The 19306-nt window shown below is 62.6% G+C and carries 22 protein-coding genes and 1 pseudogene; 14 read left to right on the top strand and 9 right to left on the bottom strand.

Going from position 1 to position 19306, the window contains the following annotated elements:
* Nucleotides 1-28 precede the first annotated feature (28 nt).
* The 3 genes from ACFSCT_RS00115 to ACFSCT_RS00105 form a co-directional block, all read right to left on the bottom strand.
* A complete protein-coding gene (locus tag ACFSCT_RS00115) occupies nucleotides 29-385 on the bottom strand; it encodes a hypothetical protein (RefSeq protein WP_379139256.1) in 357 nt (118 codons plus the stop codon).
* A gap of 205 nt (nucleotides 386-590) precedes the next feature.
* On the bottom strand, nucleotides 591-1076 hold the full coding sequence (locus ACFSCT_RS00110) for a DUF5615 family PIN-like protein (protein WP_379139255.1): 486 nt from the start codon (nucleotides 1074-1076) through the stop codon (nucleotides 591-593).
* Between the two features lie 9 nt (nucleotides 1077-1085).
* A complete protein-coding gene (locus ACFSCT_RS00105) occupies nucleotides 1086-1769 on the bottom strand; it encodes a DUF433 domain-containing protein (protein WP_379139254.1) in 684 nt (227 codons plus the stop codon).
* A 732-nt stretch (nucleotides 1770-2501) separates the two neighbouring features.
* Between ACFSCT_RS00105 and ACFSCT_RS00100 the strand changes: the two genes are divergently transcribed.
* From ACFSCT_RS00100 to ACFSCT_RS00080, 5 genes are all read left to right on the top strand, one after another.
* Nucleotides 2502-2693 carry a hypothetical protein gene (locus ACFSCT_RS00100; RefSeq protein ID WP_101754930.1) on the top strand — a complete coding sequence of 64 codons (192 nt, stop codon included), beginning with the start codon at nucleotides 2502-2504 and terminating at the stop codon, nucleotides 2691-2693.
* A 466-nt stretch (nucleotides 2694-3159) separates the two neighbouring features.
* Nucleotides 3160-3399: a hypothetical protein gene (locus ACFSCT_RS00095; RefSeq protein ID WP_143794997.1), complete on the top strand. Its 240-nt coding sequence runs from the start codon at nucleotides 3160-3162 to the stop codon at nucleotides 3397-3399.
* A complete protein-coding gene (locus tag ACFSCT_RS00090) occupies nucleotides 3396-4295 on the top strand; it encodes an ArdC family protein (RefSeq protein WP_143794998.1) in 900 nt (299 codons plus the stop codon). The genes ACFSCT_RS00095 and ACFSCT_RS00090 overlap by 4 nt, the downstream gene beginning before the upstream one ends.
* A gap of 23 nt (nucleotides 4296-4318) precedes the next feature.
* Nucleotides 4319-4519 carry a hypothetical protein gene (locus tag ACFSCT_RS00085; protein WP_143794999.1) on the top strand — a complete coding sequence of 67 codons (201 nt, stop codon included), beginning with the start codon at nucleotides 4319-4321 and terminating at the stop codon, nucleotides 4517-4519.
* Nucleotides 4520-4529: 10 nt separating this feature from the next.
* Entirely contained in the window at nucleotides 4530-4856 is a 327-nt protein-coding gene (locus ACFSCT_RS00080; protein ID WP_379139253.1) for a hypothetical protein, read from the top strand.
* Between the two features lie 423 nt (nucleotides 4857-5279).
* Here the strand turns inward: ACFSCT_RS00080 and ACFSCT_RS00075 are convergent, their stop codons facing one another.
* On the bottom strand, nucleotides 5280-5675 hold the full coding sequence (locus tag ACFSCT_RS00075; protein WP_379139252.1) for a hypothetical protein: 396 nt from the start codon (nucleotides 5673-5675) through the stop codon (nucleotides 5280-5282).
* 527 nt (nucleotides 5676-6202) lie between these two features.
* A pseudogene (locus ACFSCT_RS00070) lies at nucleotides 6203-6277 on the bottom strand (hypothetical protein); the annotation flags it as partial.
* A 70-nt stretch (nucleotides 6278-6347) separates the two neighbouring features.
* On the opposite strand from ACFSCT_RS00070, the gene mobC reads away from it, so the two are divergent.
* From mobC to ACFSCT_RS00050, 4 genes are all read left to right on the top strand, one after another.
* Nucleotides 6348-6935 (top strand): plasmid mobilization relaxosome protein MobC, encoded by a 588-nt coding sequence (mobC, locus tag ACFSCT_RS00065; protein ID WP_379139251.1) that lies wholly within the window; start codon nucleotides 6348-6350, stop codon nucleotides 6933-6935.
* On the top strand, nucleotides 6932-8806 hold the full coding sequence (locus ACFSCT_RS00060; protein WP_379139250.1) for a relaxase/mobilization nuclease domain-containing protein: 1875 nt from the start codon (nucleotides 6932-6934) through the stop codon (nucleotides 8804-8806). The genes mobC and ACFSCT_RS00060 overlap by 4 nt, the downstream gene beginning before the upstream one ends.
* 79 nt (nucleotides 8807-8885) lie before the next feature.
* On the top strand, nucleotides 8886-9116 hold the full coding sequence (locus ACFSCT_RS00055; protein ID WP_379139249.1) for an AbrB/MazE/SpoVT family DNA-binding domain-containing protein: 231 nt from the start codon (nucleotides 8886-8888) through the stop codon (nucleotides 9114-9116).
* A complete protein-coding gene (locus ACFSCT_RS00050) occupies nucleotides 9106-9507 on the top strand; it encodes a PIN domain-containing protein (RefSeq protein WP_379139248.1) in 402 nt (133 codons plus the stop codon). The genes ACFSCT_RS00055 and ACFSCT_RS00050 overlap by 11 nt, the downstream gene beginning before the upstream one ends.
* 330 nt (nucleotides 9508-9837) lie before the next feature.
* Here the strand turns inward: ACFSCT_RS00050 and arsH are convergent, their stop codons facing one another.
* From arsH to ACFSCT_RS00030, 4 genes are read right to left on the bottom strand one after another with little or no spacing between them, the layout of a single operon-like run.
* The gene (gene arsH / locus ACFSCT_RS00045; RefSeq protein WP_379139247.1) at nucleotides 9838-10554 is read right to left on the bottom strand and encodes an arsenical resistance protein ArsH; all 717 of its coding nucleotides are present in this window, start codon (nucleotides 10552-10554) and stop codon (nucleotides 9838-9840) included.
* Nucleotides 10547-10975, bottom strand: a complete 429-nt coding sequence (gene arsC / locus ACFSCT_RS00040; RefSeq protein ID WP_299911341.1) for an arsenate reductase (glutaredoxin) — start codon at nucleotides 10973-10975, stop codon at nucleotides 10547-10549. Before arsC ends, arsH begins: the two co-directional genes overlap by 8 nt.
* Entirely contained in the window at nucleotides 10972-11991 is a 1020-nt protein-coding gene (gene arsB / locus ACFSCT_RS00035; protein WP_379139246.1) for an ACR3 family arsenite efflux transporter, read from the bottom strand. Before arsB ends, arsC begins: the two co-directional genes overlap by 4 nt.
* Nucleotides 11988-12311: an ArsR/SmtB family transcription factor gene (locus ACFSCT_RS00030; protein ID WP_379139257.1), complete on the bottom strand. Its 324-nt coding sequence runs from the start codon at nucleotides 12309-12311 to the stop codon at nucleotides 11988-11990. Before ACFSCT_RS00030 ends, arsB begins: the two co-directional genes overlap by 4 nt.
* Before the next feature lie 151 nt (nucleotides 12312-12462).
* On the opposite strand from ACFSCT_RS00030, the gene ACFSCT_RS00025 reads away from it, so the two are divergent.
* From ACFSCT_RS00025 to ACFSCT_RS00005, 5 genes are all read left to right on the top strand, one after another.
* Nucleotides 12463-13284: a substrate-binding domain-containing protein gene (locus ACFSCT_RS00025; protein WP_379139245.1), complete on the top strand. Its 822-nt coding sequence runs from the start codon at nucleotides 12463-12465 to the stop codon at nucleotides 13282-13284.
* The gene (locus ACFSCT_RS00020) at nucleotides 13284-14708 is read left to right on the top strand and encodes an ATP-binding protein (protein ID WP_379139244.1); all 1425 of its coding nucleotides are present in this window, start codon (nucleotides 13284-13286) and stop codon (nucleotides 14706-14708) included. The genes ACFSCT_RS00025 and ACFSCT_RS00020 overlap by 1 nt, the downstream gene beginning before the upstream one ends.
* Complete coding sequence (locus ACFSCT_RS00015; protein WP_379139243.1) at nucleotides 14701-15906, top strand: sigma-54-dependent transcriptional regulator; 1206 nt, start codon at nucleotides 14701-14703, stop codon at nucleotides 15904-15906. The genes ACFSCT_RS00020 and ACFSCT_RS00015 overlap by 8 nt, the downstream gene beginning before the upstream one ends.
* Nucleotides 15907-16050: 144 nt before the next feature.
* Nucleotides 16051-16578: an arsenate reductase (azurin) small subunit gene (locus ACFSCT_RS00010; protein WP_379139242.1), complete on the top strand. Its 528-nt coding sequence runs from the start codon at nucleotides 16051-16053 to the stop codon at nucleotides 16576-16578.
* 11 nt (nucleotides 16579-16589) lie between these two features.
* Entirely contained in the window at nucleotides 16590-19049 is a 2460-nt protein-coding gene (locus ACFSCT_RS00005; RefSeq protein ID WP_379139241.1) for an arsenate reductase (azurin) large subunit, read from the top strand.
* The last annotated feature ends 257 nt before the right edge of the window (nucleotides 19050-19306 follow it).

Below are 19306 nucleotides of genomic sequence, written 5' to 3'. Positions count from 1 at the left end.
GCCTGCTCCTTCAAAGTTGGCGCAGACTCTACATCACGGTGAGGGATTTCGCGGGGGGCAGGTCACATGGAATAAGCGGAACGACATTCGAGGCTATGGCCGTGACGAACGCAGGCAAGTCCGCACCGGGACCAATGTTTGCTTCCTCGAAGTCGGCATCAAACTCGGATTTGATGCGATTTAGGAATATCCTGCTGGCCGCTTCTGTTGCCGCACACTCATCCGCGTGGTCGTCCCAATTCACGTATTCATCGATGTGGTCGTAGCTTTCGTCGATCACGAAGATCAGAACTTCATCCGACTGTTCCTCACGCTGATGCGATGAGGGCAAAGGTTCCCTAAGCTGCATGCCAAGTAGTTTTCGGATGCGCTCAATAAAGCTCATGGCCATTCCTCAGATGCTTGCCAACTGGCCGAGAGGTATCACGTCACCGCTACAAAGACTTGTGAATATTGAGAATGCCAGCTTCTCGTCCTAAAGTCTGCTTCTCTCAACTTGCAGCGAACTTCCGCTGTCCGCCCGGTCGACTTCCACGGGACGGGTGGATCGAGAACGTCAAAGTTAACGCGGGCTGAAATAGATCGGACACCTATTCAGCTGGCGGCGGCGCAGCATCCGCATCGGCGGGTTGCGGGTTTTCGGCGTCAAACGGAGGAAGGTTCGCTGGAAAATCATATCGTTCAACCTCGAGAACGTCTTGCTCCTCAGCAGGCCAGACCTCCAATATCTGGTTTGTCAGATCGCCATCCTCTCCCAAGTCATCGAGTGCCGCACGGAAGAAATCGATGTGATCCCCCCGCAAGGCACCGTTCGGGAGGTTCAGGCACACAAGTCCAGCATGAAGCTCGATCCCCAGGTAGCAAGGCGCGTTTGAATTGCTCCCCTCAGGCGGTCGAAAATCGTCCGAGTTGCGCGTGACTAAGGTCCAGTCCTCAGCAAGGACTCGCTCCATGAGAGTATGATCCTTCAAGCCGGTCATCCCGCGATGTGTCAGGTGAGCACTCTCGGGGTATCCTGCCTCTATCGCCACCTGCGCCAAGTCGAGGGTAAGACACTCATCGATGAGAAACTTCACCGATGGCCCCTAGCTAGCCTTACGGGTGTGCTTGCGTACGGATTTCAGTCGAAGTCTGTCGGTCCCGTACGTACTCCCTCTGCTCGGTCGCCCCGTCCGCGGGTTGGCCTTCGCGTAGAGAACCGCCGCGTCCACCTTTTCGTGATCAAGAGACGGGTACATCTCAAGAGCCTCATCCACACCTGCCCTATCGACCACGTCGGCGACTTCATAAGCGCCGATCCGTGTTCCGGCGATTACCGGCATGCCTCCTCGAATATTCGGATCGCTCGCTATCTCCGCGCGCGACCGGCGGAGCGTCTTCCAACTGCTATTGACGTGCAGGCAATGAGACGTCATGTCCACTGAAAGCGCGCTGTCTAGAACGAAGAAGAACGCCTTGGCGCCTGCGCTGCACGATGCATGGACCAGCGGCGTTCTCGAAGAGTTGACCTTCTCAACGAACATACTCCAGACTTTGTGCCGAGCTTTCGGTGCCAGAAGCTTGCCGGTGTCTTCATGGAACTTCACGAATACGCAGAGGTCCAAGTCCAGCATGCGCCGACCTGAGACCCGGTCCACAGCCCAAAGCGAGTCGAAGTGGCCGTCATCAAGAAGGCGGTTGATGTGAGTCTTTTTGACACCGGTAACCGCCTCGGCTTCACTAATCGTAAGCCTATCGACGCGAGGTGGGGCGCCGCTGAGCGTTTCCATAACAAAACCCTTCCGAATTTCCGGATGTGTTTAAGATGCACCTCAACCGCTCTAATTTCAAGGTGAAGTGTAGCGAGTGAGCAGGAAGCGGCACTCGCACTACATCACTTTTGCCATTGGGCGCACTCGCGTACTGAAGGCCTCGCATGAATGGCCGCTTTCGCGACGTCGCTGCGGCCGCCATGCCGCACTGCGGTCAGACGGCTCTCCGCCCTGCCTGCAGATACCTTTGCAGGCGCAGCAGGGCCCGCGCCGCTGTGACGCCCGTCTTGGCCCATTCGGCCGCTGACGCGGGTTGCCCTTCTGCCGTCGCGTTCGCAACCGGATCATGGGGCAACTTGCGCCGCCCCCGGCCAATCCCGGTCGGCCTGTTCGGATGAGCCAAAATCTCTCGCGCAGGAACATGGTGTGGCAGTCGGAGCCGGACGCTGTCACCCCCGGCGGCATTGCGGTTGAACCGGAGACAGGCAGCCGGTCCCGTTGTTGCCGTCTTTCTCGCTCACGGTTCCGCGGTCGCTTGCTGTCGTGGCCAACCCGGTCCTTTCCGGCAGGTGCGTTTCTCAGCGATGAAATATGACAGGGCAGCGCGCCGGGCGGCCTTCGGCCTTCAATGACGAATTTCCCCTGGCCTCTCGGCCATTCCGCGCGGAAGACAAATTCCTCATTGACCGGCGCTCTTCCTGCCCCGTCCCGGAAATTTCATCGAAACGCCAAGCAGGAAAGGAAAACCAGATGGCCTTTGATAGCATGAAGCTCCGCGTGAAAACCGGCGAGAAAGACGGCAAGACGTTCTGGGACAACTGCGGTGTCCTCTTCATCAACCGCAACGACGCCGGCGAGATCACCTCCATCCAGGTCCGCCACAACATGTTCCCCGGCGTCGATATGGTCGCCTTCCCGAAACGGGACGACGACCAGGAGTGAACGACAGGGGCGGCGCAAGCCGCCCCTTTACCGTTCCATCCAGTCGCTCACGCGGGCAGCCTGCGGCCAGGAAGATCGATGGAGGCCCGCTTTTGCGGTCCAGGATGATCTGCGGCCGTGCCGGGGGATCGATCGGGCAAGCCCGGCTCACCCCCGACCCGACGACGTTCTTGTCCGTTTCATCCGCCACGCATCCCTGCCTCTGCCGGTCAAGGGGCAAGCGCCGCGTCTGCGGCGCGTCGTCGTCCAGGCGGGCCGTGTCCTCGCGCGTGCCGCGCTGCGGGCCGCACCACCCCGCCTTCCCGACCCCGTGACAGTCAGCCCCAGGGCCGCGGGCAGGGCTACGCCCTCCCCGCTCTGCTTTCCGAAAGGCATGGGCCTTTCGAGACAAGCAGAGCAGGAAGGTCCGCCCACCGGCGGAACGGGGCAAGGACCTCGCCGCCCGTCACTGGAAAGGAGGCCAGACATGGCTGACTATCGCTTGGGATCCTCCCCTCTCGTTCATACCCCCGGCCTGATCGCATGGGCGATCAACGGCTACTATTTCGAGGAAGATCGCCCGCAGTTGCTGGATGTCATCGCCGCGACCTATCCCGGCGTTCCGCGCGAGGCACTGGAACAGGTGCTGCTGCGCAAGATCGACTATCGCGTCGAGACCGAGACCGTCGTGTTCGCTGTGGAGCGTCCCGTTCAGGAGGGCGCATGATGGCCGAGTTCGATGTCTACCAGCATGTCACCGACCAGATCATTGCCAGCCTCGAGGCTGGCACCCCGGTCTGGCGGAAGCCCTGGACCGGCGATGCGGGCGGCATTCCTTTCCCCCGCCGCAGCAACGGGGAGTATTATCGCGGCATAAATATCCTGATGCTCTGGGCGCGGGCGGCTGAACAGGGCTATCGCAGCGGCCATTGGTTCACCTATCGGCAGGCCCAGGAGGCCGGCGGTCAGGTCCGCAAGGGCGAGACATCCGCCACGGTCGTCAAATACGGCACCTTTGAAAAAGAGGATGCCGAGACCGGCGAAGAAAAGACCTTCGGCTATGCGAAGGCCTATCGCGTCTTCAACGGCGATCAGATCGACGGCCTGCCCGAGGAATTTCACGGCAAGCCCATCGAGGCCCCGCGCGATCTTGGCACCAAGACCGACCCGGCGCTTGAGGCTTTCTTTGACGCGACCGGCATCGAGCGGCGCACAAGCGACCGACCAGAAGCCTTCTATGATGTGGCAGGCGATTTCATCCACATGCCGCCGGTCGGGACCTTTCATGATGCCGCCGGATTTTATTCCACGCTCGCCCATGAGAGCTGCCACGGCACGGGCGCGGCGCATCGGCTGGACCGGTTCAGCCGCTTCAACGGGCGGGCGGATCGGGCCTTCGAGGAACTGGTGGCCGAGATCGGCGGTGCCATGGTCTGCGCACAGATCGGGGTGACACCGGAGTTCGGGCAGACGGCGGCCTATGTGGAAAGCTGGTTGCGAGCATTGAAGTCCGAGAAGCGGTTCATCTTCAAGGCCGCGACCGAGGCGCAGAAAGCCGCTGACTGGCTGATGCGCACCGCCCCCGCGGGTCTCTTGGACAGAACCAACCGGGCCGCCGCGTAAGGCGGCCCCATGGGAGAGCAATCATGCCCATCCTTGCCCGATATTCCCGCCTCAATGTGCTGATCTCAGCCGGCGGCGGCGCCGTGATCCGGGCCGCCGCGATGAAAATCAATCCCCGCACCCGGTTCGATCTGGCCCGGCGCGGCGACCGCCACGACGATGGTCGCGACAGGCTCCATCACCAGCACGATGCGCGCGACCTGGCCGCGCGGATCCGGCTCTGAGGGTCAGCTCATGGCCGGCCCCGACCCAACGCGCCTCGAACGCACACAGGCCCTGTTCGATGCCATCGCGGCCTGCGACCGCGCCGATGCGGAATTCATCCTGTCGGGGGTTCTGGCCGAGATGGGCGCGGGCCCGCCGCTGCCCGCTCTGAGGGCCATCGAGGAGGAGGCGGAAGCCTGGGCAGCCTTTGCGACATTGCCGGAACTGACGGCCTATTTCTTCGCCAGCGGCGCGCGCCTGAGCGAGCGCCGGCTTGGCGCACGGGGACGCATGCGCCTCATGCGCCGGCTCCTCGGTGAGATGACGAATGAGGAAAGGGCGGAACTGCTGCGCTGAAGACCGGGGCACTGTTTATGCCTGCCCCGCCTCGAGCGGTGTCTTTTGGGCGCCGAGACTTATCCCCAGTTTCTGTGGATGATTCCGGGGATGAATTTTCCGATGCGTTCTCGACCTTTCGGAAGCACCTGAGTTTGACTGGTTGCTACGTCTCCAATGCGCCACGCCGCGCTCCCGCTGCAGTCCAGGTTACGATCGGGCGGGCCTCGCGATCGCCGATAAAGGCGGCTTCTCTGGAACTGACACCCATGACCTTTCGTCACTCGCGACTGGTTTCGTCGAGATCAATTCCACGCTGATCCGCGTCGCCGGAGATGTTGGTGATGGCCAGGTTGCAGGATGTCATGGCGCTGTCGATCGCGCAGGCTCGCCGTGCGGGGGGGCGTTGCTGAGGTAGTCAGGGCCAGTCGTTGATCCGTCAGGTCAGCTCGACCTCGTCCAGCAACGCCTGGGATCCGTCGGGCAGGGGCCCATGATCTCCTGCCGTTCGTCATCACTCAGACCATCCATCAATCTCCGGATCATGCGCATCCGGCCCTGCGGCCCGAGCGGGTACCGCGCCAGCTTCTGTCCTGCGGCCAGGAAGACAGCGCGCAGCTCCTCGAAGGTCGCGGCATGGGCCCAGAACTCTGCATCGCTCATGGCGTCAAGGAAGGGCGGCATGGGCGCCCCGGTCTGCCATTCCTCCAGGATGACCGACAGAATCTGCTCGGCATCGTCAGGATGGCAGCCATGGATGGCATCGATCAGGTCCGCCACACGTGACAGGCGCAGTCCCGGGCGCATCTCCTTGCAATCCCGTCCAGCAGCATCGGCCATTTTTCCCTCCACCGGTATGGGCACTCCGCAATGGGGACAGCCCCGAAAACAGTCGTTTTCGGGGTCTGGCCGTCGCCGAGACTGGGGGTAGCTGCGACAAGGGGAATCGACGGAAGTGGTGCGGCCCGCAGCCGCGCCAGCGGCGAGGACCCGGTTCTGTCGATTCCCCTTGCCGCGGCGAGGGGCAACGCCCCTTCCTCTCTCCTGACTGATCATCCTGCGCCGCAGGCACACGATCCGCTGTCATGGCCTGGGACTGTCATGGTTCCGGTTCCATCCGTATCGATGCTGGCCGAAGGGCAGGGGGCTCTGTGCCGTTTTTGGGAGGACTGGCAGCAGTGCCGGCCGACCGGGAAGGCCAGCCTTTCCTACAGGCCTTGTATAACGGCCCAGATGGTAACAGCGCGATCGGCAATCGACTGACGGGCTTCCCACGGCAAGTTGCAGATCACCCCACGGTTCATCCGGTCACAGGCGACGGCGCCAAGTTGGCGCCTGCAGCGGTGCCGGTGTGCCGGCGCTGTTTTTCAGTTAAGCAAACGGGCCCTATATGCCGCACCGAGCATCCCTGTGATCGCGACAGCGGGCGCAACCCCTGGTTGCGAATTTGTTTGTTATGCCCGCGATCCTGGGTTACTCTGGTACATAGGGGGAAGTGGCAGGAAATGCCGAATGTTTACAGTCCGTCCGATTGCCATCGCGGGGAGGGCTCTGATGGCGCGTAAATCGCTGACGAGAGGGCAGAAGGGCGAGGCGATCCGCCAGCTGAAGGCGGGCGAGGCAGTTCCGGCGGTGGCCGATGCTGTCGGGTCTGAACTCGCGGCGATCAAGGCCGAAAAGGCGCTCAAGCTGCGTCAGTCCGAGGCCACCACGACCTATGGCAGCGCCGTGGCCGTGCGCCTGTCCCCGGAGGAAGTGCAGCAGCTGGACCGGCTGAAGGACGTGCTCGGTACGGAGAGCCGGTCGGACGTGCTGCGGACCCTGCTGCGGTCGAGCGTCGGGATGCTGGAATTCCCGCCCGAGCAGGCGGCGGAGCTGGAGGCGATCAAGCACGAGCTGCACAAGATCGGGGTGAACATCAACCAGATCGCCTTTGCCGCCAACACAAGGAAGATCAAGCTGGCGAAGGGCGACATGCACGCACTCGACGATCTGCGGCTGAGCCTGCCGAAGGTGCGGACCTTCCTGCAGGCGGTGGTTGCTGAACAGCGCCGACGCGGGGTGCGTCTCTTCAAGGCCTTCGTGGAGGGTGAGGCATGAGCCGGGGCGGGCTGGCCGACGCGCTGATCGGCGAGATCGAGTTTCCGATCTGGCAGGGCGGCGCGGCGCTGCTGGCGCGCCAGCAGGCCGAGGCCGCGCGCGCGTTCGACCGGTTCATGACGCCGAGGCCGAAGGTTTCCGGAAGGGCGGCAGGGCTGTGGCGCGTCGCCCAGGGCTCGAATGCAGTGGTGCTGAAGAAGATCCACAACGGCGGCACCCATACCGGCAAGCAGCTTGGCAATCAGCTGGATTACCTGTTTTCCAAGGCGGCGGCGGTATTCGGCAACATGGCCGATCTTGACCCGCGGGCCCGGACACTGGACGGCGATCAGCGCAAGGCTGTCGTCGATCAGTGGTCGGATGAATGGACCGGCGATCCGAAGAACGGCCAGACCACGCATTTGCTGGTCTCCTTTCCCTTCGATGTCAGCGCCGAGCGCGCCCGTCCGGTGGTGGAGGAATGGTGCATGGAGCTGTTCCAGTCCGGGCTGCATGCGGAGGGCGAGGAATGGGCCTATGTCGCGGCCCTGCACACGGATCGCGTCAACAAGCATGTCCATGTGGTCGTGAACAACCGGGGCCTGGAGAATGGCGACTGGTTCTTCATGGCGAAGGACCATGCCTTCAATCTCGACTTCATGAAGGAACGGCTGGTCGGGATCGCCGGCGAGCACGGGTTGTTTCTGGACAAGAGCAGCCGTCTGGATCGCGGCATCCTGACCTATGGACCGTCGCGAGCCGAGATCGAGCGTGCGGCGCGCGAGGGCAGGGCGCCGATCGAGAACCGCCGGCAGGGCAGGGCGCTCAGCGATGCACTCGACCAGATCCAGCGCAATATCGAGACGCTGCGCAGTCTCGCCGTCCTGGCGACACTCATCAGCGATGAGGACCTGGCCAAAAAAATCGAAGCCGCGGCCAGGTTGCTGGAGCAGGGCGGCATCATCCATCACCGCAATCAGGAGATCGTCATGGACCTCGATACCATCCGCAACCGCGGCGATCTGGCCACTGCCTTCGGGACCTGGCTGGACGAGAGCGAGAGGGACATTTCGCGCCTGCCCGTGCAGGACCAGCGTGAATTGCGCGAAGAGCTTTACGGGATCGCCTCGGAGATCGTGCGCGATCTGGGCGATAATCGCGGCGCGCAGCTGATGCACCATGCCCCGCGCACAGCCATCTACCTGGCGCAGATGGACGGGGATCGTATCACTGTCCAGGACAAGCAGAAGGTCATCGGGCCGGATGGTTTGAGCGAAATGGCGGCGCAGATCGGCGCAGCCGCAGAGAGGGCCGGGATCGATCCAAGCGTGATTCAGTCCCGGATGGAGATTGGTGCCGCGAATGCCTGGCAGGAGCGCGAGTGGATCAAGGCCGATATTCTGGCTGTGGCAGATGCGAAGAAGATCGATCTGTCTTCCGAGGACGGGCGGGGCAGGGCGGCCGAGCTGGTCGATACCGTCTATGCTGCGGCGGCGCGTGTCATTTCCCGCGCGGTGCCGATCGAGCAGGAGGCGTTGAGCGACAAGCTGACCCGCACGCTGTCGGCAATGGCCGAGGCCCATGCCCAGCACGGCAAGGTCGAGTTCCAGAATGACGAGCACGCCGCTCGCTTCGGCGCCGACTTCCGCGAACGCTATGGCGACAATGCAATGGCGCGGATCGCGACGGGTGACACCAACGCCCTGGCCGTCGATTTCCCGGACGCGGGTCAGCGTCGAGCCATCGCGCGGGCTGTCGCGGCGGCGGGCGAGGCGCATCAGTCTGTCGGCATGAGCCTCGCCCAGACCCGGCAGGTCAAAGAGAAGATGGCAGAGCAGGAGGCCGACGAGCAGCAACGCTCCCGCAGCAAGGATCTCGGCCACGAACTATAATCGCAACACGGATTGAACCGCCGGCGGTCAGGATATACATTATTGGAAATGTGTATCATTCACGGCGGAGCCGAACATCATGCAGATCGCGAAATGGGGCAACTCTCTGGCCGTCCGCCTGCCTGCGCGGATGGTCCGGGAACTCGGGCTGAAGGCGGGCGACGAGATCGAGATCACCGCGGCCGATGCCGGGCATTTTGAGGTCCATCGGCGCCGCGATCCCGAAGAAATTCTGGCAAAGCTTCGCAAGTTTCGCGGATTGATGCCCAAGGGCTATCAGTTCGACCGGGACGAGGCTAATGCCCGGTAGGTTCATCGACACCAACGTCCTGCTTTATCTCCTCTCCGGCGACCGTGCCAAGGCCGACATCGCCGAAGGGCTGCTGCGCGGCGGCGGAACCGTCAGCGTGCAGGTGCTGAACGAGATCGCGAACGTCACGCGGCGGAAGTTCAGGATGAGTTGGGCGCAGAGCGATGAATTTCTGCTGATGATCCGTGAGTTTGTAACCGTCGAGCCACTGACCTATGAGACCCACGAGCTGGGCATCGCCCTGGCGCGGAAGCTCGCGCTGTCTGTCTATGACGCGATGATCGTCGCGGCCGGGCTGCTGGCGGGATGCGACACCGTGCTTTCCGAGCACATGCAGGACGGGTTCAGGGTGGCCGACAGGATCACGATCAGGAATCCCTTCGCCGCATGAGCATGACCTGTGTCGACAACAATGGGTCGTTTGAAGGTCAGTTTTCTCGCGGGCTTCATGCAGATCGGGCGGGAAGCGGAATTTCGCTGCAGTTATGAATGGACCTGAGGCAGCCCAGAAACCGGACGTTCCAATCCCACCCGTAGAGCCAATGACCTGCCACTGGTTTTTCATCCAGCCGCGATAGGAGCCCAGTTTGTGTTGCATGATGCTGAACAACTCCGTCAGGGAAAACGGCGTCGGCGCGTTGTTTCTCTATATTTCATGAATCACAGAAATATCTTGGTGCCGCTAATAAAACTTTTCTGACAATTGACTAACTCCGCCGCCTCAGGTCGCGGAGCTCAGGTTCACACGTTGCATCAGCGCCTCGGCGCTTTCCTTTCGCTCGGAATAGCGGTCAACCAGGTAATCTTTGCGATCGCGGGTCAGCAGGGTGAACTTGATCAACTCCTCCATCACGTCCACGATGCGGTCGTAAAGAGGCGACGGGCGCATCCGACCCGCCTCGTCAAATTCCTGAAACGCCTTCGGCACCGAGGATTGATTGGGGATGGTCAACAGCCGCATCCAGCGGCCAAGGATGCGCATCTGATTGACCGCATTGAAGCTTTGCGAGCCGCCCGAGACCTGCATCACGGCCAGCGTTTTGGCCTGCGTCGGACGGACAGCGCCGTCGGACAGCGGAATCCAGTCGATCTGCGTCTTCATCAACCCGCTCATGGCGCCGTGTCGTTCGGGGCTGGACCAGACCATGCCTTCACACCAGGTCACCATCTGGCGCAACTCGGCCACCTTGGGATGGCTGGCATCGACGCCGTCATCCACCAGCGGCAGGCCCGACGGATTGAAGAACCGCACCTCGGCGCCAAGTCGCGTCAGGATGCGCCCGGCCTCCTCGGCCGACAGGCGCGAGAAGCTGCGCGTCCTCAGCGAGCCATAGAGGATCAGGATCCGTGGCGGGTGGCTGGACATGGCCGGGGCCAGCAGCCGGTCACGGTCGATGCCGGGGAACAGGTCGTCGGTGATAGCGGGCGTCTCAGACAAGGCGATGTCCCTCGCGGTCGATGATCACTTCGCCGTCTTCCTTGGCCAGCGGACCAGCAGGCAGACGGTCAAGCAAGTCCAGTACCGTCTCTGACGGACGGCACAGACGCACCCCTTTGGGCGTGCAGACGATCGGCCGGTTCACCAGGATCGGATGGGCGACCATGGCGTCCAGAAGCTGGTCGTCGCTGATGCCCGGTGCAGTCAGGCCAAGTTCTTCTGCAGGTGAGCGTGCCACGCGCAGCGCCTGCTGTGGCGTCAGTCCTGCTGCCGCGAACAGGCCCAGCAACTGCGGCCGGGTCCAGCCCTCGGCCAGATAATCGATCACGACCGGCTCGTATCCTACGGCGCGGATGATCGCCAACACGTTGCGCGAGGTGCCGCAATCGGGGTTGTGATGGATGACGACGGGAAAGCTCATGCCGGGAACCTGTCTTTGGTGCGATTGGCGAAGGCGACGAGGCTCAGCATCACCGGCACCTCGACCAGCACGCCGACGACGGTCGCAAGCGCCGCGCCCGAGTTGAGGCCGAAGAGGCCGATGGCTACCGCAACCGCCAGTTCGAAGAAGTTCGAGGTGCCGATCAGCGCACAGGGCGCGGCCATCTTGTGCGGCAGTTTCCACGCCCAGGCCCACAGATAGCCGAGGCCGAAGATGGCATAGGACTGGATGATGATCGGCACCGCGATCAGCGCGATGACCAGGGGCTGCGCCAGGATCACGTGGCCCTGAAAGCCGAACAGCAGCACGACCGTCAGCAGCAGGCCAAGGATCGAGGCGGGCTTGATCCGGGCCATGAACGCCTCGACCGTCGCGGCGCCTCCCCTGGCAGTCAGCACGCGCCGCGTCAGCCAGCCGGCGATCAGCGGGATCACGATATAGAGGATCACCGACAGGATCAGCGTTTCCCACGGCACCGTAATATTGGTGACGCCCAGCAGGAAGGCGACGATGGGGGCGAAGGCCACCACCATGATCAGGTCGTTCACCGAGACCTGCACCAGCGTGAAGTTCGGGTCGCCTCGGGTCAGCTGCGACCAGACGAAGACCATCGCCGTGCAGGGCGCCGCACCCAGCAGGATAAGCCCGGCGATGTACTGGTCGGCCTCGGCCGGTGCGATCAGCCCGGCGTAGAGATGCTTGAAGAACAGCACCGCCAGCAGCGCCATGGTAAAGGGCTTGATCAGCCAGTTGATCGTCAGTGTGACGACCAGCCCTTTCGATGTCTGGCCGATATTCTTCAGCGCCGAGAAATCAATGGCGATCATCATCGGATAGACCATCGCCCAGATCAGCACCGCCACGGCGAGATTGACCGATGCGAATTGCAGGTCGGCGAGCGTTCCGAAGAGGCCCGGCAACATCGTTCCCAAGGCAATACCAGCAACGATGCAGAGAAACACCCACAGGGTCAGCCAACGTTCGAACAGGCTCATGCCGTGACCTCCTCGTCGGTCAGGCAGCAGGCGCGGCCGGATGGCGGGGTCAAGGCTGCGATGAAGCCGGCGAGCGGATCAAGGGTCTGCGGGTTCAACGCATAGCAGGTGCGCGGGCCATCGATCTCGCCGGTGATGACGCCAGCCGCCTTGAGAATGCGCAGATGTTCCGAAACCGTGGATTGGGCGAGGCCGACCTTGTTCACGATGGTGCCACCGATGCAGCCGGGCGTGGCGAGCAATAGCCGCAAGATGCGAATGCGCGCCGGGTGCGCCAGTGCCTTGGCCAGCGCGGCCAATGTGACTTCATCTTCCTGCATCACGTTAAAATCACCTTTTTATCGTCAATCGTCGATTAACGATACTTTGGAACAGATGCAAGCCCGATTTTGCCATGCTAGACGTGATCTTGGCGACCACTACGATCGGAGGGTTGAGAGAGGAATGCTCGTCTCTCGCAGAGTGATGATAATGGGCGCGGCCGCTTTGGCGGCACCTTGCGTCAATGCGCAGACCCAGGCCACCTTCCGCTTTGCCCTGACCCCGGTTTTTCTGGACAACGATGCCGAGGTGATCGCTGCCCTGCAATCGGCGCTGGCCGTCGCGATGGGCCAGGACATCGAACTTGTCCAGCGCCGCACCTATCAGGAAATCAGTGGCGCCTTGCTGGACGGCTCGGTCGATGCCGCCTGGACCTGCGGTTATCCCTATCTGCAGCACAGGGCCGAGCTTAGCTTGCTGGGCGCACCGGTCTGGAACGGGAAGCCGCTTTATCAATCCTATCTGATCGCCGGCGTCGATGACGACGCGACCGATCTGGACGGGCTAAAAGGCGGCACGCATGCCTTTTCCGATCCCGACAGCAATTCTGGATATCTGGTCACTGCTTCCGACCTCGCGCGTCTTGGTGAAACGCCCGAGCGGTTCTTCTCACGCTCGATCTTTACCTTCGGGCACCGCAATGTCGTGCGCGCGGTGGCGGGCGGGCTGACCCGATCCGGCAGCGTCGACGGCTATGTCTGGGAAGCCCTGAGCGCGGTCGAGCCCAACCTGACCGGGCGCACGAAAGTCGTCGCTAAATCGGAATGGCTGGGCTTTCCGCCTTTCGTCGCCCGGTCTGACCGCTTGCAAGAACCGGCGGTCACCGCCTGCGCATCGGCGCTGCTGGCACTGGATCAGACCGAAAAAGGCCGCGCCGCGCTGAGGTTGCTGCACCTGGACGAGGTAACTCCATGTGAACCGTCGCTTTACGACGGCATCGCGACACGTATCGCCGTGCTTGGGGCCGATTGATGATAGCGCGGCGCTTTCGCGATCTGCCTTTTACCGCGCGTGTTCCGCTGGTCGCCGCAGGCTTGATGCTGATCCTTGGCGTGGTCGCAAGCCAGGGAGTTCTGTTCGCGCTTGGCCGGGCACAGGACGCCCGCTTGGCCGAGACGGCGCGCCTTCATGTCGAAGGACTGTCGGTCGCCCTCGGTCCCGCAGTCCTGCGCCAAGACGTCTGGGAGGTTTACGACATCCTAGACCGTGCGCAGACCGCCTTTGACGGGCAACGACTGCGCCTGACCATCGTCGCGGACGAAAGAGGCCGGGTGCTGGCCGCCACCGACCCGCGTCGCGCGCCGGTGGGCGCCGAGATCGCCGGCTTTGGCGCCGCGGCCGTGGCACCCCACCAAGTGCGGATGACGGGTGATCCGGTCCTGAACGTGTCGGCACCGCTGGCGGTTCAGGGGAGGACCGTCGGGCACATCGTGACCGAACTCGACGTCACCGATCTTCTGGCCGAGCGGCGGCAAGCGGCCATCTGGCTGTTGGTTGGCAATGCTCTGGCGACTGCGCTTCTGACCTTTGCCGGGTGGCTGGCGGTAACGCGCATCCTGCGGCCGGTCGGAACGCTGGTGCGCGCGATGGACGATTCCCGCGGCACACCGCGACCTGTCGGCGAGGCAGAAATACCGCGTAGCGATCCCGGCCTGTCGCGCCTGATCGATACCTATAACCGGATGACAACGGCTGTCGAGGAACGCGCCGAGGCCGAGCGGCGCCTGTCCGAGCGCGAGCGCTTCGTCAGCCTTGGGCGGTTGTCGTCATCGCTGGCGCATGAAATCAATAACCCCCTTGGGGGTCTGCTGAATGCCGCCGACACCATCCGCACCTATTCGGATCGCCCCGAAGTCGTCCGCCAATCCGCCGAATTGATGCAGCGCGGGTTACAGCACCTTCGCGACGTGACCCGCGCCATTCTGGACCAGAACCGCCTTGATCGCGCCGGTCAGCCATTGCGACCGGAGGATTTCGAGGACCTCCGTCTGCTGTTCGAAGCCGAGGCACATCGGCGCGCGCAGATGCTGGACTGGCGGATCGAGGCGGCGGAAAAGGTGCTGGCGCAACAGCCGGCCGCGCCGATCCGGCAGGTCGCCCTGAACCTGCTGCTGAACGCCGGGGCAGCGGCGGGACAAGGCGGGCGGGTTGGTCTGGCCGTCAGCGGTGGCGGCGACGATTTGTCGCTTGCCGTCAGTGACAGCGGCGACGGGCTTGCCGAGCGCGACTTGACCCGTCTCTTGCAGGCAGCGCCGCTGCCGCCCGGCGGTGGGGTCGGGCTGAGGCTGGTGCGGGACATTGCCGCGGGTCTGGGCGGCACCATCCAGCATCAGCGGATCGATGGGCTGACGATCATCAGTGTCGACCTGCCACCCATTGAGGGCAGCGATGCTTAAGGGTCGTCGGATCGTCCTCGTCGAAGACGACGAGATCATGGGCGCCTCGCTGGTGCAGCGGCTGACATTGGAAGGGGCCGAGGTCCAGTGGCATCGACAGATCGCCCGCGCCCTGCCAGCCATCCGGACCCCGCGCCGCAGTGTGGATGCGGTGATCTGCGACATCCGCCTGCCCGATGGGACCGGCGAAGACCTTTACGAGACGCTGACGCGAACCCATCAACCGCCTCCCTTCCTGTTCATCACCGGGCAGGGCGGCATCGACCAAGCGGTTCGGCTGATCCGTTCGGGCGCTGCAGACTACATCACCAAACCCTTCGATCTGGGCAGCTTTCTGACGCGCCTCGCCACCGTGATGCAGCCGCGCGCCGATCTCGAACTGCCACCGCTGAGCGGTATCAGCGAAGTGGCCCGGCGTATTGACCGACAGGTCGCCGAAGCTGCGCTGCGGGATGGGCCGGTGTTGATCCGTGGCGCGTCAGGACTTGGCAAGCTGCGACTGGCCCGGCGTATTCATGCCCAGTCCGATCGGCGCGCGGCCCCGATCGTCTTGATCGACACTCAGCCCGGTTTGGCGGGCGAAGATGATCTGCGCCGTGCCGCGGATCAGGTTGGCGAGGGCACGCTTATCCTGATCGCCATCGAGCGGCTGGCCATGGCGGTGCAGGATCGGTTGATGGAAATGCTCGGCCCCTCGGTCTTCCGGCTGATCGCCACGACTGGCGGAAACCATGACAGTCGCACTGGGCAGTTGCGCCGCGATCTGATGGCAATGCTTCAACTGCACGAGATCGTCGTGCCGCCCCTCTCGGACCGACCCGAGGACGCCGTTTGGCTTGCCGCGCAGCTGTTCCGGGGCATGAACGCCCGGCGCGCCGAACCGTTGACGGGCATTGCCGCGACCACCGAAGAGGCGATCCGGGCCTATGATTGGCCCGGTAATGGCCGCGAGTTGCGGTCAAGGCTGGCGCGCGCGATCGAGAAGACGGAATCGGATACCATCCTGGTTTCGGACCTGTTTCCCGAACGCTCTGCCGATCCGATCCTGCGCCCGCTGGCCGAGGTTCGGGACGCCGCCGAGCGCGCCCAGATCGCCGCCGCGTTGGAGCGGACCGAGGGTCAGGTTGGCGAGGCGGCGAAACTGCTGCGCGTCTCCCGCACGACGCTGTGGGAAAAGATGCAGAAGCTGGGCCTTTAACCCAGCTTCCGTGTTCGGAAATCCGAACAACTAAAAATTATACACTATATCAAATGCTTGCCGCTTTGCAGCACGAACCTCAGGCCCGTTGAGACGCTCGGGCGACGCCTGTTACTCTGTCAAAAAACGATGACAGGAAGGACCATGACCATGAAATGCAGCAAGCTGGTCGAAGTCGGCCGGCGCCAGTTCCTTCGCGGCGGCGTGATCGGTGCCGCAGGCGCTGCCGCCGCAACATTCGTTTCGCCATCCGAGGCACGGGCGCAAGCTTTGGCGCTGGTCGACTATCCCGCCAACCGACTGGCCAACATTGCCGACTTGGCGGTCAATGAACCGATGCATGTCACCTACCCGGACGAAGACAGCCCCGGCGTTTTGCTGAAGCTGGGCAAAGCGGTGGCGGGCGGCGCCGGGCCGGACGGCGACATCGTTGCGTTTTCGGTTCTGTGTCCGCACAAAGGTTGGCCGCTGACCTATCATGCGGATGACATGACGCTGAACTGCCCCGGCCATTTCAGCCGCTTCGACTGTGAGGCGGGCGGCCAGCAAACCTGGGGACACGCAACCCAGAACCTGCCGCAATTCTCACTGCGCGTCGATGACAAGGGCGACATCTACGCCGAAGGCGTGGACGAGCTGATCTATGGCCGCCTGTCAAACGTGCTGGCCTGAGGGAGGGGATCATGACCTACAAGCGACAAATCGACCGCCTGCCGATCATTCCCGCAGACGCCAAGGTGCACAATGTCACCTGCCATTATTGCATCGTCGGTTGCGGCTACAAGGCCTACACTTGGCCCACGAACAAGCAGGGCACGGCGCAAAGCAACTGGTCCGGCGAGGACCTGTCGCAGCAGCAACCGATGGAGACGGACGCCTGGTATGCGCCGTCGATGTATAACGTCGTCAAACAGAACGGCCAGAATGTGCATCTGGTCATCAAGCCCGATTCCGACTGCGTCGTGAATTCAGGTCTGGGTTCGGTGCGCGGTGCGCGCATGGCCGAAAACCGCCGCAGCGACGTATCAGGCACGCAACAGCAGCGCCTGACCGATCCGCTGGTCTGGCGCTATGGCACCTGGCAGCCCACCACCTGGGATGATGCATTGGATCTGGTCGCGCGGGTGACGGCGCGGGTGATCGACAAGGACAACGAGAACGACCTTTACGTATCCATGTTTGACCACGGTGGCAGCGCCGGCGGCTACGAAAACACCTGGGGCACCGGCAAGCTGTATTTCGGCTCGATGAAGGTCAAACATTGCCGCATTCACAACCGCCCCGCCTATAATTCGGAAGTGCATTCCAGCCGGGATATGGGCGTAGATGAATTGAACTATGCCTATAGCGACTACGAGGTGACTGACACGATCTTCCTGATCGGTGCCAACCCGATCGAGACGCAGACGAACCTGTTTCTCAACCATATGATGCCGGGAATGCGCAACGGCGCAAAGGTGCTGATCGTTGACCCGCGCCGGACGGTCACGACCAATGCCTGCGAAGAGGTCGCCGGCGCCGAAAATGTCCTGCATCTGCAGATCAATTCAGGCACCGACCTGGCGCTGTTCAACGCGCTGTTCACCCATATCGCCGATCAGGGCTGGGTGGATCAGGACTTCATTGCGCAGCACAGCATCCAGGAAGCCGTCGCTGTGCCCGAAGATGCCGCGCATCCCGCCAATCTGGGGTCTTTCGAGGCTGCGCGCGAAGGCTGTCGTCTGTCAGCCGCGGAAGCAGCCGAAGTTTGCGGCGTGCCCGAGGCCGATATCGTCAAGGCCGCTGAATGGATCGCCAAGCCCAAAGAGGATGGCAGCCGTCGCAAATGCGTCACCGCCTATGAAAAGGGTATCATCTGGGGCAATGACAATTATCGCACCATCGGTGCTTTGCTGAACATTGCGCTGGCCACCGGAAACGTCGGTCGAGAGGGTGGCGGCTGTTGCCGTCTTGGAGGGCATCAGGAAGGATATTTCCGTCCCTCGGATGCACATGTCGGCCGTCCTGCGCCCTATATCGACGAATTGATCATTGGCGGCGGCGGCAAGGTGCATCACATCTGGGCCAATGACCATTACAAGACGACGTTGAACGCCAACACGTTCAAGCGGGAATACAACCGCCGCACCAATATCGTGAAGGCAGCCATGGACGCGGCCGTGGGCGCGACGCGTGACGAACTAGTGGACGCCATCGTGGCTGCGGTCGAATCAGGCGGCCTTTTCTCGGTCAATGTCGACATCATCCACAGCCAGATCGGTCAGGCGGCCCACGTCATCCTTCCGGCAGTCGAGTCGGGCGAGATGAACCTCACATCGATGAACGGCGAACGCAGGTTGCGACTGGTCGAGAAATATATGGACGGGCCCGGCCAGGCGATGCCCGATTGCCTGATCGCCGCCCGGCTCGCCAATCATCTGGAACGCGTGCTGCGCGAAGACGGGCGCGCCGACTATGCCGAACAGTTCACCGGCTTCGGCTGGCAGACCGAGGAAGACGCCTTCATGGACGGCTATGCTTCGGCAAACCCGGAAGTCACCTATGAACGCCTGCGTGCCGCCGGAAACAACGGCGTTCAGGAACCCGTCACCGGATACGCGAACGGCCAGTTGGCCGGCACCACCCGGCTTTACGAAGATGGCGTGTTCAAACGTCACGGCCGCGAGGATGGCAAGGCCCTGTTCATGTCCGGCACCTGGCGCGGGCTCGAGGCACCCGGCAAGGAGGAACAGAGGTCCAATCACCGCTTCCTGATCAATAACGGCCGCTCCAACATCAACTGGCAGAACTGGTTCCTCGATCAGGACAATGATTTCGTCGCTGACCGTTTTCCGATGCCGATCTTGCAGATCAATCCCGACGACGCCGCCGAGCTTGGTCTGAAAAATGGTGATCTCGCAGAGATCCACAACGATGTCGGCGCAACGCAAGCCATGGTCTATCTGGAGCCGACCGCGCGTCGCAACGAGACGTTCATGATCTTCGGTGCGCCCTCGGGAACACAGGGGAATGTAACCAACGCTGGCACAAACACACTGATTCTGCCCAATTACAAGCAGACCTGGGGCAATATCCGGAAGCTCGCCGATGCTACAGAGGCTGCGGCCAGGCTGAGCTTCAAATCTTGGGAGGTAGAGTTGTAAGTGCTAAGCCTGCTGTCGTTACGGGATGGCAAGCAGGGAAGTGCCAGCCTGTTCGACCTGTGACTTTGCGAGGGACCCGCGCTGTGCGCGGGTTCGATCCATCTTTCAGTGAGTGAAATTTCTACGCATCAAGCATGGAAATCCAGAATCTAGAGCCCGTCTCGCATAGCGTCTTCAGTTTGGGGCGCCTCTAAAAATTGCAGCAATGCGGCGGTCGGGGTATGACGCGGGAGGCGTTCGACGGTAGGGGCATGGCG

Origin of the sequence: Paracoccus pacificus, from assembly GCF_042680785.1 — a bacterium.
Taxonomy (GTDB): domain Bacteria; phylum Pseudomonadota; class Alphaproteobacteria; order Rhodobacterales; family Rhodobacteraceae; genus Paracoccus; species Paracoccus pacificus.
Note: the sequence above shows the minus strand (reverse complement) of the source record. Positions and strands in the feature narration are given on the sequence as shown.

Coding starts and splice junctions, on each gene's coding strand:
- ACFSCT_RS00115 (WP_379139256.1), bottom strand. CDS start 385: ATGAGCTTTATTGAGCGCATCCGAAAACTACTTGGCATGCAGCTTAGG.
- ACFSCT_RS00105 (WP_379139254.1), bottom strand. CDS start 1,769: ATGGAAACGCTCAGCGGCGCCCCACCTCGCGTCGATAGGCTTACGATT.
- ACFSCT_RS00100 (WP_101754930.1), top strand. CDS start 2,502: ATGGCCTTTGATAGCATGAAGCTCCGCGTGAAAACCGGCGAGAAAGAC.
- ACFSCT_RS00095 (WP_143794997.1), top strand. CDS start 3,160: ATGGCTGACTATCGCTTGGGATCCTCCCCTCTCGTTCATACCCCCGGC.
- ACFSCT_RS00090 (WP_143794998.1), top strand. CDS start 3,396: ATGATGGCCGAGTTCGATGTCTACCAGCATGTCACCGACCAGATCATT.
- ACFSCT_RS00085 (WP_143794999.1), top strand. CDS start 4,319: ATGCCCATCCTTGCCCGATATTCCCGCCTCAATGTGCTGATCTCAGCC.
- ACFSCT_RS00080 (WP_379139253.1), top strand. CDS start 4,530: ATGGCCGGCCCCGACCCAACGCGCCTCGAACGCACACAGGCCCTGTTC.
- ACFSCT_RS00075 (WP_379139252.1), bottom strand. CDS start 5,675: ATGGCCGATGCTGCTGGACGGGATTGCAAGGAGATGCGCCCGGGACTG.
- mobC (WP_379139251.1), top strand. CDS start 6,348: ATGTTTACAGTCCGTCCGATTGCCATCGCGGGGAGGGCTCTGATGGCG.
- ACFSCT_RS00060 (WP_379139250.1), top strand. CDS start 6,932: ATGAGCCGGGGCGGGCTGGCCGACGCGCTGATCGGCGAGATCGAGTTT.
- ACFSCT_RS00055 (WP_379139249.1), top strand. CDS start 8,886: ATGCAGATCGCGAAATGGGGCAACTCTCTGGCCGTCCGCCTGCCTGCG.
- ACFSCT_RS00050 (WP_379139248.1), top strand. CDS start 9,106: ATGCCCGGTAGGTTCATCGACACCAACGTCCTGCTTTATCTCCTCTCC.
- arsC (WP_299911341.1), bottom strand. CDS start 10,975: ATGAGCTTTCCCGTCGTCATCCATCACAACCCCGATTGCGGCACCTCG.
- arsB (WP_379139246.1), bottom strand. CDS start 11,991: ATGAGCCTGTTCGAACGTTGGCTGACCCTGTGGGTGTTTCTCTGCATC.
- ACFSCT_RS00030 (WP_379139257.1), bottom strand. CDS start 12,311: ATGCAGGAAGATGAAGTCACATTGGCCGCGCTGGCCAAGGCACTGGCG.
- ACFSCT_RS00025 (WP_379139245.1), top strand. CDS start 12,463: ATGGGCGCGGCCGCTTTGGCGGCACCTTGCGTCAATGCGCAGACCCAG.
- ACFSCT_RS00020 (WP_379139244.1), top strand. CDS start 13,284: ATGATAGCGCGGCGCTTTCGCGATCTGCCTTTTACCGCGCGTGTTCCG.
- ACFSCT_RS00015 (WP_379139243.1), top strand. CDS start 14,701: ATGCTTAAGGGTCGTCGGATCGTCCTCGTCGAAGACGACGAGATCATG.
- ACFSCT_RS00010 (WP_379139242.1), top strand. CDS start 16,051: ATGACCATGAAATGCAGCAAGCTGGTCGAAGTCGGCCGGCGCCAGTTC.
- ACFSCT_RS00005 (WP_379139241.1), top strand. CDS start 16,590: ATGACCTACAAGCGACAAATCGACCGCCTGCCGATCATTCCCGCAGAC.